The organism is Acetobacter tropicalis (genome assembly GCF_001580915.1).
Taxonomy (GTDB): Bacteria; Pseudomonadota; Alphaproteobacteria; order Acetobacterales; family Acetobacteraceae; genus Acetobacter; species Acetobacter tropicalis.
Genome location: NZ_LHZQ01000221.1, coordinates 45377 through 59246, shown reverse-complemented (window position 1 = coordinate 59246; position 13870 = coordinate 45377). Strand labels below are relative to the sequence as shown.

Annotated in this window: 13 protein-coding genes; 1 reads left to right on the top strand and 12 read right to left on the bottom strand. The window is 60.0% G+C overall.

Translation table 11 applies throughout. From position 1 onward, the window contains the following. Window positions 1–18: 18 nt before the first annotated feature. Entirely contained in the window at window positions 19–921 is a 903-nt protein-coding gene (locus AD944_RS14340) for an EamA family transporter (RefSeq protein WP_035379485.1), read from the top strand. A 407-nt stretch (window positions 922–1328) separates the two neighbouring features. On the opposite strand, the gene AD944_RS14335 is transcribed toward AD944_RS14340, so the two are convergent. The 12 genes from AD944_RS14335 to AD944_RS14280 all read right to left on the bottom strand — a co-directional run bounded on the left by AD944_RS14335 (window position 1329) and on the right by AD944_RS14280 (window position 13779). Continuing rightward, entirely contained in the window at window positions 1329–2846 is a 1518-nt protein-coding gene (locus tag AD944_RS14335) for a complex I subunit 4 family protein (RefSeq protein WP_006558541.1), read from the bottom strand. A 126-nt stretch (window positions 2847–2972) separates the two neighbouring features. Continuing rightward, a complete protein-coding gene (gene mutL, locus AD944_RS14330; RefSeq protein ID WP_045542392.1) occupies window positions 2973–4988 on the bottom strand; it encodes a DNA mismatch repair endonuclease MutL in 2016 nt (671 codons plus the stop codon). A gap of 16 nt (window positions 4989–5004) precedes the next feature. Continuing rightward, window positions 5005–5535 carry a DUF3035 domain-containing protein gene (locus AD944_RS14325; RefSeq protein ID WP_006558539.1) on the bottom strand — a complete coding sequence of 177 codons (531 nt, stop codon included), beginning with the start codon at window positions 5533–5535 and terminating at the stop codon, window positions 5005–5007. Window positions 5536–5589: 54 nt separating this feature from the next. Continuing rightward, entirely contained in the window at window positions 5590–6075 is a 486-nt protein-coding gene (gene lspA, locus AD944_RS14320; RefSeq protein ID WP_035379489.1) for a signal peptidase II, read from the bottom strand. 11 nt (window positions 6076–6086) lie between these two features. After that, window positions 6087–9017 (bottom strand): isoleucine--tRNA ligase, encoded by a 2931-nt coding sequence (gene ileS, locus AD944_RS14315; protein WP_045542393.1) that lies wholly within the window; start codon window positions 9015–9017, stop codon window positions 6087–6089. A gap of 379 nt (window positions 9018–9396) precedes the next feature. After that, a complete protein-coding gene (locus tag AD944_RS14310) occupies window positions 9397–10341 on the bottom strand; it encodes a bifunctional riboflavin kinase/FAD synthetase (protein WP_045542394.1) in 945 nt (314 codons plus the stop codon). Window positions 10342–10343: 2 nt separating this feature from the next. Continuing rightward, window positions 10344–11054: an acireductone synthase gene (gene mtnC / locus AD944_RS14305; RefSeq protein WP_045542395.1), complete on the bottom strand. Its 711-nt coding sequence runs from the start codon at window positions 11052–11054 to the stop codon at window positions 10344–10346. Then, window positions 11051–11596 (bottom strand): 1,2-dihydroxy-3-keto-5-methylthiopentene dioxygenase, encoded by a 546-nt coding sequence (locus AD944_RS14300; protein WP_006558532.1) that lies wholly within the window; start codon window positions 11594–11596, stop codon window positions 11051–11053. The genes mtnC and AD944_RS14300 overlap by 4 nt, the downstream gene beginning before the upstream one ends. Then, window positions 11593–12213: a methylthioribulose 1-phosphate dehydratase gene (locus tag AD944_RS14295; RefSeq protein ID WP_045542396.1), complete on the bottom strand. Its 621-nt coding sequence runs from the start codon at window positions 12211–12213 to the stop codon at window positions 11593–11595. The genes AD944_RS14300 and AD944_RS14295 overlap by 4 nt, the downstream gene beginning before the upstream one ends. A gap of 26 nt (window positions 12214–12239) precedes the next feature. Further along, entirely contained in the window at window positions 12240–12491 is a 252-nt protein-coding gene (locus AD944_RS14290) for a twin-arginine translocase TatA/TatE family subunit (RefSeq protein ID WP_006558530.1), read from the bottom strand. 167 nt (window positions 12492–12658) lie between these two features. Beyond that, entirely contained in the window at window positions 12659–13108 is a 450-nt protein-coding gene (locus AD944_RS14285; RefSeq protein ID WP_081473559.1) for a CHAP domain-containing protein, read from the bottom strand. Beyond that, the gene (locus AD944_RS14280) at window positions 13105–13779 is read right to left on the bottom strand and encodes a regulatory protein RecX (RefSeq protein ID WP_045542397.1); all 675 of its coding nucleotides are present in this window, start codon (window positions 13777–13779) and stop codon (window positions 13105–13107) included. The genes AD944_RS14285 and AD944_RS14280 overlap by 4 nt, the downstream gene beginning before the upstream one ends. Window positions 13780–13870: the final 91 nt, after the last annotated feature.

The following is a 13870-nucleotide window of genomic DNA, read 5'->3' as shown; positions in this document are numbered from 1 at the left end:
TTTCTTCCTCTCCACCATATGAGCACCACGCCGAGCCCTATATCGGTCAGGGAACGGGTTACGGCGCTCAGCCAGTTGATTGGCAGCATGATCTGCCTTCAATTCGGGTCTTCTACCGCCAAATTCCTTTTCCCGGTCTTTGGTGCGGAAGGCATGGTAGGGCTGCGTACCTGCTTCGCGGCTGTTGTGCTGGTGTGTGTGTACCGAAGCTGGAACGTTGTGTCCTGGCGCGCCTTGCGGTTTGTTTTTCCCTACGGGCTGGCAACGGCTGCCATGAACCTGTGTTTCTATCTGGCACTGGAACGCATTCCGCTTGGCATGACAGTCGCCATTGAATTCACCGGCCCACTGCTTCTGGCCTTTATCGGCTCCCGCCGCCTGAGCGATGTGGCGTGGCTGGCTGTCACCATCGCGGGGTTGGTGCTGTTGCTCAGGCCCTCTTCCTCCACACCGCCTGATCTGATTGGCGTGCTGTTTGCTCTGGGGGCGGCCCTGTTCTGGGCGCTTTATATTGTTTTTGGAAAACGGCTGACAGGCAAGCTTTCTGCCGGGAACGCCTCTGCTCTTGGCCTGCTGTGTGGCAGCATCGTTCTGTTTGTGCCCTGCTTTCTGCCTGCCGTGGCCATAGGCGTCATGCAGCCCTCCATGTTGGCGCTTAGCGTTATCGTCGCCATCTGCTCATCGGCTCTGCCTTACGCACTGGAAATGCAGGCCATGCATCGCCTTTCCGCCCGTGATCTAGGAGTGCTTTACAGCCTTGAGCCTGTCTGTGCCGCACTGGCCGGGATTTTACTGCTGCATGAAACGCTCTCCCTGCCTCGGCTGGGTGGCATTCTGCTCATAGCCATGGCTTCTGCCGGAACAGTCCTGACGCCGGGCAAGAGATCCTCCCTCCCCGATCTGCCTGAAGCACCGCAATAACGATCCCGCTCCTATAGGTCATACAGCAGGAGCGGAGCCCCTCCCTCTTCCCTCCGCAGCCCTTTCTTCCAGCTTCGGCTTCGGCTTCGGCTTCGGCTTCGGCTTCGGCTTCGGCTTCGGAAGAATGATAAAATAGGATTTTTAAATAAAGACAGTTTCTCCGCACACCCTCAATGCTCCCCAGACCTGCGTGGATAAAGCAGCAAGAGACTGGTTGAGCTATCAAACTGCAAAATATTCAGGATTTTTTGAGCAGAGGCAGAAAGATGGGACGGAAGCCCCACTTATGTCTTCCGACTTGGCTGTTCAGGTCCTTCTTGCATCCTTACGGATATCCAGTCCAACCACCACGGCAGACAAGCCTCTAACCCGCAAGCGGGTGCAGAAAGCACCCTTGCTTAACACCGTTACCGAGCTGCAAGTTGGGTAGCCGCATGGGCTGATGCAGCCGCCACATTTTGCGCACCGGTCGCCATGCTCTGCATGACCACGGGATCAAAGAGGCGGGTGAAGCTGCCCGGGTGAATACCCATCCAGAGAGTGACAATAGCCAGCGGAGCCAGCACAGCAATTTCTGCCGGGGTCAGATCCCGCAGCAGCCCAACAGTGCCTTTGACGCTGCCAAACAGCACCCGACGATACAGGCTGAGCATGTAAACAGCCCCCATGATCATGGTGCTACCAGCCAGCAGAGCGACCCAGAAAGACACATGAATGGCCCCCATCAGCACCAGCAGTTCCCCTACAAAGGAGCCAGTACCGGGCAGGCCGACATTGGCCATGGTGAACAGCATGGTCAGCAGGGCCAGAACGGGCATCTGGCGGGCAACGCCGCCCAGCGCGTCAATCTGACGCGTTTCAGACCGCCACGCCACGGCAGAGACACAGAAGAACAGCGCCGCAATCACCACCCCGTGGGAGAGCATCTGAAAGATTGCGCCATCAACACCCTCAGCCGTGAGGGTAAACAACCCTACCGCGATCATGCCCATATGCGAGAAAGAGGAATACGCAATCACGCGTTTCATGTCTGTCTGCGCAAAGGCGATGAATGCGGCGTAGATAATAGCCACAACACCCAGCGCCAGCACGTAAGGCGCAAAGGCGTGGGCGGCATCCGGGAACATCAGCACCCCAAACCGCAACAGACCATAGGCACCTGTTTTGGACAGCACGCCGGACAACATGGCAGATGCTGGAGCAGGAGCCTCGGAATACGCGTCAGGCAGCCACGCATGCAGCGGGAACAGCGGCAGTTTGACACCAAAAGCCAACACAAAAGCCAACAACAGCCATATCTGCAACTGCCAGGAGAACCCGGCCTGCATCAGCGCAGGGATATCCGTGGTGCCCGCGTGCAGCCACATCACAATCAGCGCGATCAGCATGAACAGTGATCCGCCAAAGGTGAACAGGAAAAACTGAAGCGAGGCCCACACCCGCTTTGGCCCGCCCCACACGCCAATCATCAGGCTGGCAGGGATCAGCGTGGCCTCATAAAACACATAGAACAGCACCAGATCCTGCGCGGAAAACACGCCAAACAGGGCGGTTTCCAGCATCAGCATGGCCACCACAAAATCCCGCGCCTGCGTCTGCACCGTGCGCCACCCGGCCGCCATAGCCAAGGGGGTCAGGAAGGCCGTGAGCAGAATGAAGGCCAGTGAAATGCCATCCACCCCCGTATGGTAGGAAATGCCATACTCTGAAAGCCAGCCTAACCGCGCTTCATACTGCAAACCGGGCTGGGCGGGATCAAAGCCAAGCCACATCACCACGCTCAGGCCCAGCACACCAAGGCTGGTCCATAACCCCAGCCAGCGGGTGATGCGATCCTTTTCCGGGCCGCTGCCGCCAGACAGAAAAGCCAGTAACGCCCCGGCCAGAGGAAGATAGGTGATCAGGGAAAGCAGGGTGGAGTGCACGGTGTTCTTACCATCCGGGTTGCATCACATCATCCGCAACCTGCGCCTTTTTACCTGCCCAGACCAGACAAGCCCTGTTCACGTTCCGCCGAGCACCGGCTGTTTCAGCCGGTCCTCACGCAGTCTTCAACGCCTGCCGAACAGTTTTTCCAGATCTTTTTTGCTCAGTTTCAACCAGGTTGGCCGTCCATGAGAGCATGTACCCGCGCGCGGCGTGGCTTCCATCTGGCGCAGCAGGGCATCCATCTCCTCCCGAGTCAGCCGCCGCCCGGCCCGGATACTGCCGTGGCAGGCCATGCGCGCAATCACGGCATCCAGTTTGCCATCCAGTGATGGCATTTCGTCCGGGTTGCCGCTCTCGTCCGCTTCCAACTCATCCGCCAGATCACGCAGCAGACCGACGGCGTCACTGGTATTCAGCATGGCAGGCAACGCCCGAACCAGCACGGCGTCTCCGCCAAAGGCTTCAATCTCGATCCCCAGTCTGGAGAGCATGGCCTGTCTGGCGACCAGCAACTCCACCTGCAGGCGGGGCAGTTCCACCACGTCAGGCACCAGCAGACGCTGGGCTGTTACCGTGCCCCCCAGAAACTGCTCGCGCAGGCGCTCATGGGTCAGCCGTTCATGCGCGGCGTGCTGGTCCACCAGAACCAGACTGCCATCAGCCGCCACGGCAATCACATATGTATCCAGCACCTGCGCCACCGCAGCGCCCAGCGGATGCTCCGCCAGAGGCTGATATGCCGTGTCATGAGGCATGGAGTCGGGCACGTGTCCCGCACCAGTAGCGGGTACTGGTGCGCTCCCGTTATCGGGGAAAGCCCCCTCTGCGGAGGGAGATGCTGGGGCAAAGCCTGACGGCACAGTTCCGGCATCCCACCCCGTCTGAGCATCGCCTTGCTGGAAAGGCGACACCATGCGGGCGGTTGGAGCATCCCCCAAACCGAGACGCGGTTCCGCAAATCCTGAGCCGGACCGTAAGGGCAGAATTGTGCGTCCCGGCGCAGGAGCAGGCACAACAGGCGGCGCATTTTTTTCAGGCGGGTACCAGATACGTCCCGGCTTCAAGGCTGAGAAAGAGGGCCTTACGCCAGCATTGCCCGCGCCCCCTTCCAGCGCACGGGTCAGCGTGCCGATCACGAGGGAGCGGACGGATGCCTCATCTGCAAAACGGAGTTCTGTCTTGGCCGGATGCACGTTCACATCCACCCGGTCAGGCGGAATGGTGAGCATCAGCGCCACCACGGGGTGGCGACCGGGTTCGATCACGCGCCGGTAAGCCACGCGCACCGCCGTCCGCAGCACAGGGTCCACCACCGGGCGGCCATTCACCAGCATGAACTGCCCCGCTGCTGTGGCGCGATGCACGGACGGCCCACATGCAAAGCCGGACAGCACCATGCCATCCCGCTCGCCGTGAATGCTCAGAAATCCATCGGCCTCGTTCGCTCCCAGCAGAGCCGCCGCACGCCCCGCCATATCCTGAGCAGGCAGATCAAACAGTACACGGTCATCCATGGTGAAGCAGAAAGCTGTTTCCGGCACGGCCAGCGCCAAGCGACGCACCACACTCTCGGCGTGGTTGCCCTCCACACGGGGGCTTTTCAGAAACTTGCGGCGGGCCGGGGTGGCAAAAAACAGATCTTCCACCACTACACTGGTGCCTTGCGCACCCGCGCTGGGTTCTGGAGGCGTGATCTTGCCGCCTTCAACATGAATACGCCACGCGCCGGTCTCCCCCGGTGTGCGGGAGGTAATCGTCAGCCGCGCCGCCGCGCCGATAGAGGGCAGCGCCTCTCCCCGGAACCCCAGCGTGCGGATATGCACCAGCGATTCGTCCTGAAGTTTGGAGGTGCAATGCCGTTCCACCGCCAGAAGCAGGTCATCCGGCGTCATGCCGCACCCATCGTCCGTGACGATAATGCGGTCTATGCCGCCCCGTTCCAGACTTACGTCCAGCCTGCGGGCTCCGGCATCTATGGCGTTTTCAACCAGTTCCTTCAGTGCGGCGGCGGGGCGTTCTATCACCTCACCTGCAGCAATGCGGTTGACCAGCACTTCCGGCAGACGGCGCAACGTAGGACGCAGCGGCAGCGTGCTATCCGGTTCAGGCGAAGGGGCAGAAAAAAAAGGGTCTGACATGATCAGACCCCTTATATCAGAACAGCCCTTTTTTGGGAGGATGCTGTGTGGGGGTTACCCCCTTTGTGGGCTTGTTGCCCAAGGCCGCATTGGTTTTCAGGCGGCGGTTTTCTTCATCCGCATCCACAACCGATCCTGCCTTGCCACCTTTCCAGAACATGAGCTGCTGCACAAAGCCTGACCCGGCCTGCCCAAGCTCACCTTCATCCGGTGCATCAGACGCTTCCGTGGCGGAGCTGACCAGCATGCTCTGGCCCTCACTGGTTGAGCCGCCTTCCCCATGCAGCGCCACATCGGGGGAGAGAGTTTCCAGCGCCTGCAGGCGTTCACTTTCGTCCTGCGGGCGGTCCGCACCGCTGACGGGCTTGGCCAGTTCATCCATCGGCGGCATGGAAAGCGGCGCGCGCGTGGTGACGGTATATTCATCTGGCATACTGCGTTCGAGCCCGAACGCACGTGCGGCTTCTGAACCGGAACACCCGGTCAGCATTGCACACCCGCCGAGAAGAAGCAGCGGAGAAATCAGTGTCGAGACACGGCGCGCCATCTTCTGCCTTTTATCCTTCCTGCCCAGCCTGCCAGAGTGGCAGGTTGCTTTTGTTCATGTCGTCTGCTGCTGCCTGCCCATAAGGACATTCTGCACCAGCAGAACGCAGACCGCACACACTATAGCGGAATCAGCAACGTTGAATACATACCATGACCACCCAAAAGCGTGGGCATGAATAAAATCAACCACGGCACCATAGCGCACGCGGTCTATCACATTCCCTATGGCCCCGCCCGTGATAGCCCCTACGCAGGCGGCTGTCAGCTTGCTGGGGGTACGCGCCATCCATACCAGCAGGCAGCAGGCTACCGCCAGCGCCACCACGGAAAACACCACCCGGCCCGCATTGCCAACGCCACCAAACATGCCAAAGGTGACGGCATGGTTCCAGACCATGGTGAAGTTCAGAAACGGCAGCAGGGCAATGGATCCCTTGTTGGGCAGGTCCAGCCCATACAGAATCCAGTATTTGCTCACCTGATCAGCCGAAAGCGCTAGCATCAGCACCAGCAGCCCCAAACCAAAGGGACGAAGCATGAAGGGTTTGCTCACGCGCCCTCCTGCCCCGCAGCAGCAGACACAGCCGATGCCTTGAATGTGGTTTCCACCACATCCGCACAGCGCAGGCACAGGCCCGGGAATTCCGGCCGGGAGCCAGTCTCGGGCAGCACCTTCCAGCACCGCACGCATTTTTCACCCTCGGCAGCCCGCACAACAGGCGCGCCATGCAGCGTGCCGCCTTCCGAGCCCTCCACGTAAACCGAATTGCTTTCCGGATCGATCATCACCTCCACGTGGGAGACAATGGCCAGTTCGCTCCAGTTCACGTTGGCAAAATGCGCGGCTTCCTCCTGAGAAAGCGTAAGTTCCACCTGCGCCTGAAGGGAAGAGCCGATCGTACCATCACGCCGCGCCCCTTCAATCTCGGTGGTGATGATACGGCGTACGGCCCGCAGGCCAGCCCAGCGCTCATCCAGTGCCGGGTCACTCCATTCCGCAGGCATGTCCGGGAACGCCTGAAGATGCACGCTTTCCACATCACCAAACCGGGCAGTCCATGCTTCTTCCGCCGTGAACACAAGCACAGGCGCCAGCCACGTGGTGAGGCAGCGGTGCAGATGATCCAGCACAGTGCGGGCAGAACGGCGCAGGTGACTGTCTGGCGCATCGCAATACAACGCATCCTTGCGGATATCGAAGTAGAAAGCGGAAAGATCAGTTGTGCAGAAGCCATGCAGGGCGGGATAGACGCCAACCCATTCATGCGTTTCCACCGCGCGGGCAATCAGGCCGCCCAGATCTGTCAGACGATGCAGAACCCAGCGTTCCAGTTCCGGCAGTTCTGCGTATGGCACGGCTTCTTCAGGCGTGTAGCCATCAAGCGCCCCAAGCAGCCAGCGCAGTGTATTGCGCAGGCGGCGATAGAGTTCACCCTGCTGCTTCAGGATTTCCTTGCCAATGCGCAGATCTTCATTGGTATCAGAATTCATGACCCACAGACGCAGGATATCTGCGCCCAAGCTGTCATTCACGTCCTGCGGGGCCACCACGTTGCCCAGAGACTTGGACATCTTGCGGCCCTGTTCATCCAGAACAAAGCCGTTGGTCACCAGCGCCTTGAACGGGGCGATGCCGCGCGTGCCCACACTTTCAAGCAGAGAGGACTGGAACCAGCCGCGATGCTGGTCAGACCCTTCCAGATAGAGATCGGCCGGGAAGCTCAGACCCGGCTGGCCCAGCACGAAGGAATGGGTGGACCCACTCTCGAACCACACATCGACAATATCGAACACCTGTTCATAATCATCAGGGTTACGGTCCGGGCCAAGGAAGCGGGAAGCCGGGGCGCTGTACCAGACGTCCGCCCCTTCCTCACGGAAGGCGTCAACCACACGCTTCATCACCGCCGCGTCACGCAGGACTTCGCCCGTACGTTTTTCCACAAACACGGCAATCGGCACACCCCAGGCGCGCTGGCGGCTGATGCACCAGTCCGGGCGGTTCTGGATCATGGAGGTCAGCCGGTTCCGCGCCTGTGCGGGCACGAAGGTGACATCATCCAGTGCGTCCAGCGCTTTATTGCGGAGCGCGCCTTCTCCATCCATACGGATGAACCATTGCGGCGTGGCACGGTAGATCACCGGTGCGCGGGACCGCCAGGAATGCGGGTAGGAATGAACCAGTTCACCCCGTGCCACCAGCCCTGCCGGGGCCAGACCGTTCGCGTTGGCCTGCTCCATCACCGCTGTCAGCGTGGCGCACACAACATCAGCCGCCTTGAACACATGCACACCGGCAAAACCGGGCACCCATGGCGCGTAAGTGCCATCGTCCTGCACAACCTCGGGCACTTCCACATCATATGCGCGGCACAGGCGGAAATCGTCCTCACCATGGGCCGGGGCCATATGAACCAGGCCGGTCCCTGCTTCCGTGGTGACAAACTCACCCGGCAGCATGGGCACATCAAAATCATACCCGGCCCCACGCAGCGGATGAGCACACACGGCCCCCTCCAGCGCGCTGCCCGGCAACGTATAGAGCACATGATGCGCGGTAACGTGGGCTTCCTTGCAGAAGGCGTCTACCAGAGCTTCGGCCACCAACACCTTGGCACCCGGTTCAAGCAGAGCGCCCTCACCCGTGTCATCCACCCGCAGTACCACGTAAGTGATCTCTGGCCCGTAAGCCAGTGCCCGGTTGCCGGGGATGGTCCATGGCGTGGTGGTCCAGATCACCACGGAGACATCGGCCAGCGCATGGGCTGGGGTCGGGTCTTTCACCACCGGGAAGGCCACCAGAATGGTGGTGGATTTATGATCGTGATATTCGATCTCGGCTTCTGCCAGAGCGGTCTTTTCAACCGGGCTCCACATAACCGGACGCAGGCCACGATACAGACCGCCATTCAGCAGGAACCGGCCAATTTCTTCCGCGATCGCCGCTTCGGAGGAAAAATCCATGGTCGCGTAGCGGTTGGCCCATTCAGCCTGAACCCCCAGCCGCTTGAATTCTTCCATCTGCACGTTCAGCCATTTGCCCGCATAGGCACGACATTCCGCACGGAATTCCAGCACAGGCACGGAATCCTTGTCCCGCTTGGCCTTGCGGTATTCTTCCTCAACCTTCCATTCAATGGGCAGGCCGTGGCAATCCCACCCCGGCACGTACCGAACGGCATAGCCGGACATCCGGTGTGCACGGTTGATCACATCCTTAATGATCTTGTTCAACGCGTGTCCGATATGCAGATGTCCGTTTGCATAGGGAGGACCATCATGCAGCGTGAAGGTCTGACGCCCTTCCGCCTGCTGTTTAATCTGCTCATCCAGCCCAATTTCCGCCCACCGGGTCAGCCAGTCTGGCTCCCGTTTGGGTAGGTTCCCCCGCATGGGAAAGGACGTGCGGGGCAGAAAGACCGTATCGCGATACAGATCGGCGGGAGAGGTCTTTTCTGGGTCGCTGCTGGATGTAGACATGGAACGGCAGGTGTCACTCTGGTTCGGGTTCAGCTCAACACGCAACAGGCGGCCGGATGGCGCACCAGTGCGAAAGACGTGTTATCAAAGCGCAAAGGAAAAGGGTCAAGAAGCAACACAACATAACGGGTTGCTCCCCTTTTCCAAAATCAGGCGAAAAACCGGCGCGCTGCAACGGATACTGCACTGCACGCCAGAGGACCTGCTTACGTTTTATGAGAGAAAATCAGTTTCCTGACGCCATAATTTACCCCCACATAGACACTGTAGATAATGACGGCAGACATCACAACGTTATGCGGCGGAACCCAAAAATGCCGGGCACTCGCCAGTAACGGTATGCCAACAAGGCATGAAACAAGATGAGGGAAAACAGCCGTCATGACCCTGCCAGTTCCGCGTCCAGCACGGTGCGGGCGGCCTGAGCATCCTGCGCGATCTGGGCCTTCAGTTCATCCAGTCCGTTAAAGCGTTTTTCCGCCCGCAGCATGCGGTGCACCGCAACGGAAAGGGTCTGGCCGTACAGATCCCCCTCATAATCGAACAGATTGACTTCAACCCGGCTTTCCTGCCCGTCATCAATGGTGGGACGGCGGCCAATATTGGCCACGCCGGGCCGCGTGTTGCCATCTGGCAGGCGCACCGTTACCGCATATACCCCACGGGCAGGCTCCAGATGCCGACCAAGCGGGATATTAGCGGTGGGGAACCCCAGCAGGCGGCCCCGCTTATCCCCATGCTGCACCTCACCCCGAATAAACCATGGCCGCCCCAGTTCTTCCGCAGCCCGTTCAGGGTAGCCATCCTGCAACAGGCGGCGGATACGGGAGGACGAATAAGGCCCACCACTATCCGCCAGAGCAGGCACTGCCGTAAACCCTACCCCCAGTTCAGCCGTGCGCTCAGCCAGAAATGGCACACTGCCACCACGCCGATGCCCGAACGCAAAATCCGGCCCACAGGCAACATGCCGCAGCCCCAGGGACTCATACAGCACGTCTTCCACAAACCGTTCGGCGGGCATGAGAGAAAAGGCTTCATCAAACCGGATCTGAAACACATGTTTCACACCCAGCGCTGCAAGTGCGGCAAACCGCTCATCCGACAGGGTCAGGCGGAAAGGTGGGTCCTGTGGGCGAAACAGTTCTCGCGGATGCGGGTCAAACGTGACGACCGCCAGCGGCAGGTCTGGCCGCGTGGTATGCAGGGTATGCACCAGATGAGCATGGCCCAGATGCACCCCGTCAAAATTGCCAAGGGCCGCAGCGCAGCCCCGCGCCTCTACGGGAATATCCTGCCAGTTCTGGTGCAGCCGCGCCCGCATGGTTACGCGCGCTCCGCACCCGGCAGGCCGAACAGCGCTGCCGCTTCTGGCAAGGTTGCCGCTGTTGGAAACTTTTTCCCGGCGATAGTGCCATCTTCAGGCCGCACAATCTGACACACGCGCAACCCGGCTTCCGCCGCGGCCTCAAGTTCCGCCGTAACATCGGAGAGGAACAGAACGTCCTCATCCTGCCAGCCGGTTTCCCGCAGAATAGCCCTGTAGCTTTCAGCTTCTTTCTTACCGCCTACGCGCAGATCAAAAAAACGGCTGAACAGGGGCGTCACATCTCCCTGCTCGGTATGGCCGTAAATCAGCTTCTGCGCGGGTTCGGAACCTGAGGAATACACAGCCAGTTCAACCCCGGCGCGAGACCATGCTTCCAGCGCGGGCACCACGTCCGGATACAAACGGGCCACCAGTTCTCCACGCTTATACCCTTCCGCCCATGCCATGCCCTGCAAGGCCTTGAGGGGAGCTACCTTTGCGTCTTCATCCATCCAGCGCTCAAGCTGCTCAAGCGGCGGCACGCCGGGGGCCAGCCGTTCGGTTTCCGCCAGAGCGTCCTTGACCACAGGGTCATTTTTCCGCTCGGCAATCAGGCGTGGCAGATGCGTGCGGGCATAGGGAAACAGCACCGTATGCACAAAGGAAACCGGGGCTGTTGTGCCTTCAATATCCAGCAGCACAACACGGGGAGCAGCAGAAACACTCATAGAGGATACGCCAGAAAACGGTGGGCCAGATCCGTGCCGGTATAATCGGCAACCCAGCCTTCCTTATGGGTAAAGATACGCAGCGTGACAAAATCGGGCTCGGGCCCGCCGTCAAACCAGTGCTTTGTGCCTTCCGGCACGGAAATCAGGTCTGTCTGGGTGCATTCCACATCATAAATGCGGTCTCCCACATGCAGGATAAAGTGACCGCCACCATGCACAAAAAACCGGACTTCATCTTCGCTATGAATATGTTCGGACAGAAACTTGCCGCGCAGCGCTTCCCGATTAGGGGTGTTTTCATCCACGCGCAGAACATCCGCTGATCCCGCGCCAGTTTCCCCCATCAGTTTATCCAGAAACGGACGGTAGGTTGCCAGCACCGCCTCCTCATCCGCATCACGCGGGGGAATGGCTGGCCCTTCCCACCGTTCAAAGCGCACGCCAAGCGGCTTGAGTTCGGCGGCAATCTCAACCGGATCATGCGTCAGGAGAACAGGCTTTTCAGGCACCGTATCCTGAAAGATGGTCAGTGTGCTCATACGCCCAGCTTCCTTCTTTCCAGAGCGCAGGCCAGCAGGAACTCCAACCCTTCCAGCCGGGCCAGCGCGGTTGGCATGTCCTTGCCCCACACATACACACCATGGCCACGAATGATGTACCCCGCTGGCATGGCCCCGAACACCGGAGCCACCACCGTGGCCAGACGGGCAATATCCTGATCGTTATCAAACAGGGGCACCGGCACTGTTGTCTCGTGCGTGGTCTGCCCTTCAAACACTTTCAGCACTTCATAGTCAGACAGGTGCAGGGCTGGGCTTTTTTCCACCATGGAAAGCACGGTAGACGCCACGGAATGCCCATGCAGAACAGCACCCGCCGTAGGGTCCTGCTGATAGATCTGGCAATGCAGCAACGTCTCGGCGCTGGGTTTATCCCCTGCGCGGTGCGGCTTACCGTTTTCATCAACGGTAATAACGTCCGCCGCCTGCAAAAACCCTTTATGGCCACCGGAACGAGTAATGGCGATACGGCCATCCGCAAGCCTGCGGCTGATGTTACCAGCCGTGGCGGGTACCCATCCGCGGGAATCCATACGCTGCCCGGCCGTGAGAATATCCTGCACGGCCCGCGCGAAATCCGTCATGCTCTCGCTCATACCTTGATCCTGCCAGCGCCTTGGGTTCAGGGCTGCGGTGTCTTGTCCCGCGCTGCGGGAACAGGCTCAACCGGCGTGGTGGCCGAAGGTGGCGCAATATGCCCGTTGGGGCGGCTTGCGCTATCATCCATCGGTTCATCATCCGCCATGTGCTTCTTGAAGGATTTGATCCCCTTCGCGAAGTCTCCCATCATGGAGCTGATCTTGCCGCCGCCACCAAAAACCACCAGCACAACCACAAGCACAATCAGCCAGTGCCAGATGCTCAAGCTACCCATTCAACAGTCCTCTGCTTACATGCCGACACAGCCGGGACGGCCCATCTAATCCTGCGTCTGTCTTAGACCACATGGCGGCGCTTGTCTTCTCATGCAAGCCCGAACTCCTGCATCTGGCCGCAAAACCCGCCGCGGCAATACCAAACGCCCGGCCCCGCCAGCGTCTCTCAGCTACTGCCCATCACAATAGGCTCTATAAAGCCGTAAGCAGGATAAACGGTTTTCCCCAACCCGTGAACAGGTGACCACCATACCCGCACGCGCGTCCAGTCATTGGCAGGAGAAACATCCTCCACCGGCGCCTTATGCGTCACCCGCCCGGGCTCCCAGTTGGCGTGATCCACCAGCACAAGGCGGGAGTTTTCCACCTTCCGCACCACGGAAACATGCCCCGATGGCAGCCGGCGCGTAGAGCGGAACACCAGAACATCTCCCTGATGCGGCGCGGAAGACCGTGCATATTGGCCGCGTGCCTGGTTCCACCAACTAGCTGCGGCACCGCGCAGATTAATGGCAGAGTGCTCTCTGGCGTAAGGGGCGCATTGCACGGAGCCATTCCACCCACCGCCGCAGGCCGCCAGAAAAAGCGGCAGCAGCAAAAACACGTATCGCTTCACGATTCGGACCTCAACCGCTCCATCCATCGTCCGGCTTCTTCCGGCTCCATATCCAGCACCCGTTCGGCCACATCCCGTCCGTAACCGGACCGGGCCAGCACACCAAGCGCGCGCTGCCGCTCGGCCATGGCTTTCTGCCTCTCATCCTGCTCCTCCTCTTCCTCATAAGAAGAAGCACGCAGCGATGGCCTGCCAGCAAAAGGCCCCAGCCGCCGTTTGCGGGCCAGAACCAGAGCTGCTGAAAGCTCTGTTTCCTGAGGAGAAAACCCTTCCACCACATCCTGCAAGGCGACATTACGCACATCTGCCTCCACCCCTCGGGCAGCCAGATGCGCCTGCACCGCCTTGCCTGACCGACCGGAACGCACCAGCTTTTTGGCTCGTGCTCTGGCAAAGGCTTCATCATTCACTGCGCCAAGCTGCACCATATCTGCCGCCACGGCCTGAATGACGGGCTTCAGGGCGGCAACCGCGGCGCTGACCTCATCCGCTTCTACCCCAGCTTTCAGCGCTGCACGCTCCCACCGAGACACACGGCGCGCCAACACCTGCTCCAGCCCGTGGCGGGTGGTGCCAAAACGCGCCAGATGCGCCAAAGCCGCTTCTCGCAAAGCTGCGCGATCAGGAGGAGGGGGTGGGCTGTCAGGCCCGGAAGAGGATGAAGACGCCATGCAACAGAGTATGCCTCAAAACACACCGAAATGACTATTCATGACGTCAGCACATCTCTGCACGCAAGAAATGTGACAGTTTCATGTATGA

Bases quoted from the DNA above. Each gene is read 5' to 3' on its own strand.
- AD944_RS14340 (WP_035379485.1), top strand. From the start codon at position 19: ATGAGCACCACGCCGAGCCCTATATCGGTCAGGGAACGGGTTACGGCG.
- mutL (WP_045542392.1), bottom strand. From the start codon at position 4,988: ATGTCAGACCCTTTTTTTTCTGCCCCTTCGCCTGAACCGGATAGCACG.
- AD944_RS14325 (WP_006558539.1), bottom strand. From the start codon at position 5,535: ATGGCGCGCCGTGTCTCGACACTGATTTCTCCGCTGCTTCTTCTCGGC.
- lspA (WP_035379489.1), bottom strand. From the start codon at position 6,075: ATGCTTCGTCCCTTTGGTTTGGGGCTGCTGGTGCTGATGCTAGCGCTT.
- ileS (WP_045542393.1), bottom strand. From the start codon at position 9,017: ATGTCTACATCCAGCAGCGACCCAGAAAAGACCTCTCCCGCCGATCTG.
- AD944_RS14310 (WP_045542394.1), bottom strand. From the start codon at position 10,341: ATGCGGGCGCGGCTGCACCAGAACTGGCAGGATATTCCCGTAGAGGCG.
- mtnC (WP_045542395.1), bottom strand. From the start codon at position 11,054: ATGAGTGTTTCTGCTGCTCCCCGTGTTGTGCTGCTGGATATTGAAGGC.
- AD944_RS14300 (WP_006558532.1), bottom strand. From the start codon at position 11,596: ATGAGCACACTGACCATCTTTCAGGATACGGTGCCTGAAAAGCCTGTT.
- AD944_RS14295 (WP_045542396.1), bottom strand. From the start codon at position 12,213: ATGAGCGAGAGCATGACGGATTTCGCGCGGGCCGTGCAGGATATTCTC.
- AD944_RS14290 (WP_006558530.1), bottom strand. From the start codon at position 12,491: ATGGGTAGCTTGAGCATCTGGCACTGGCTGATTGTGCTTGTGGTTGTG.
- AD944_RS14280 (WP_045542397.1), bottom strand. From the start codon at position 13,779: ATGGCGTCTTCATCCTCTTCCGGGCCTGACAGCCCACCCCCTCCTCCT.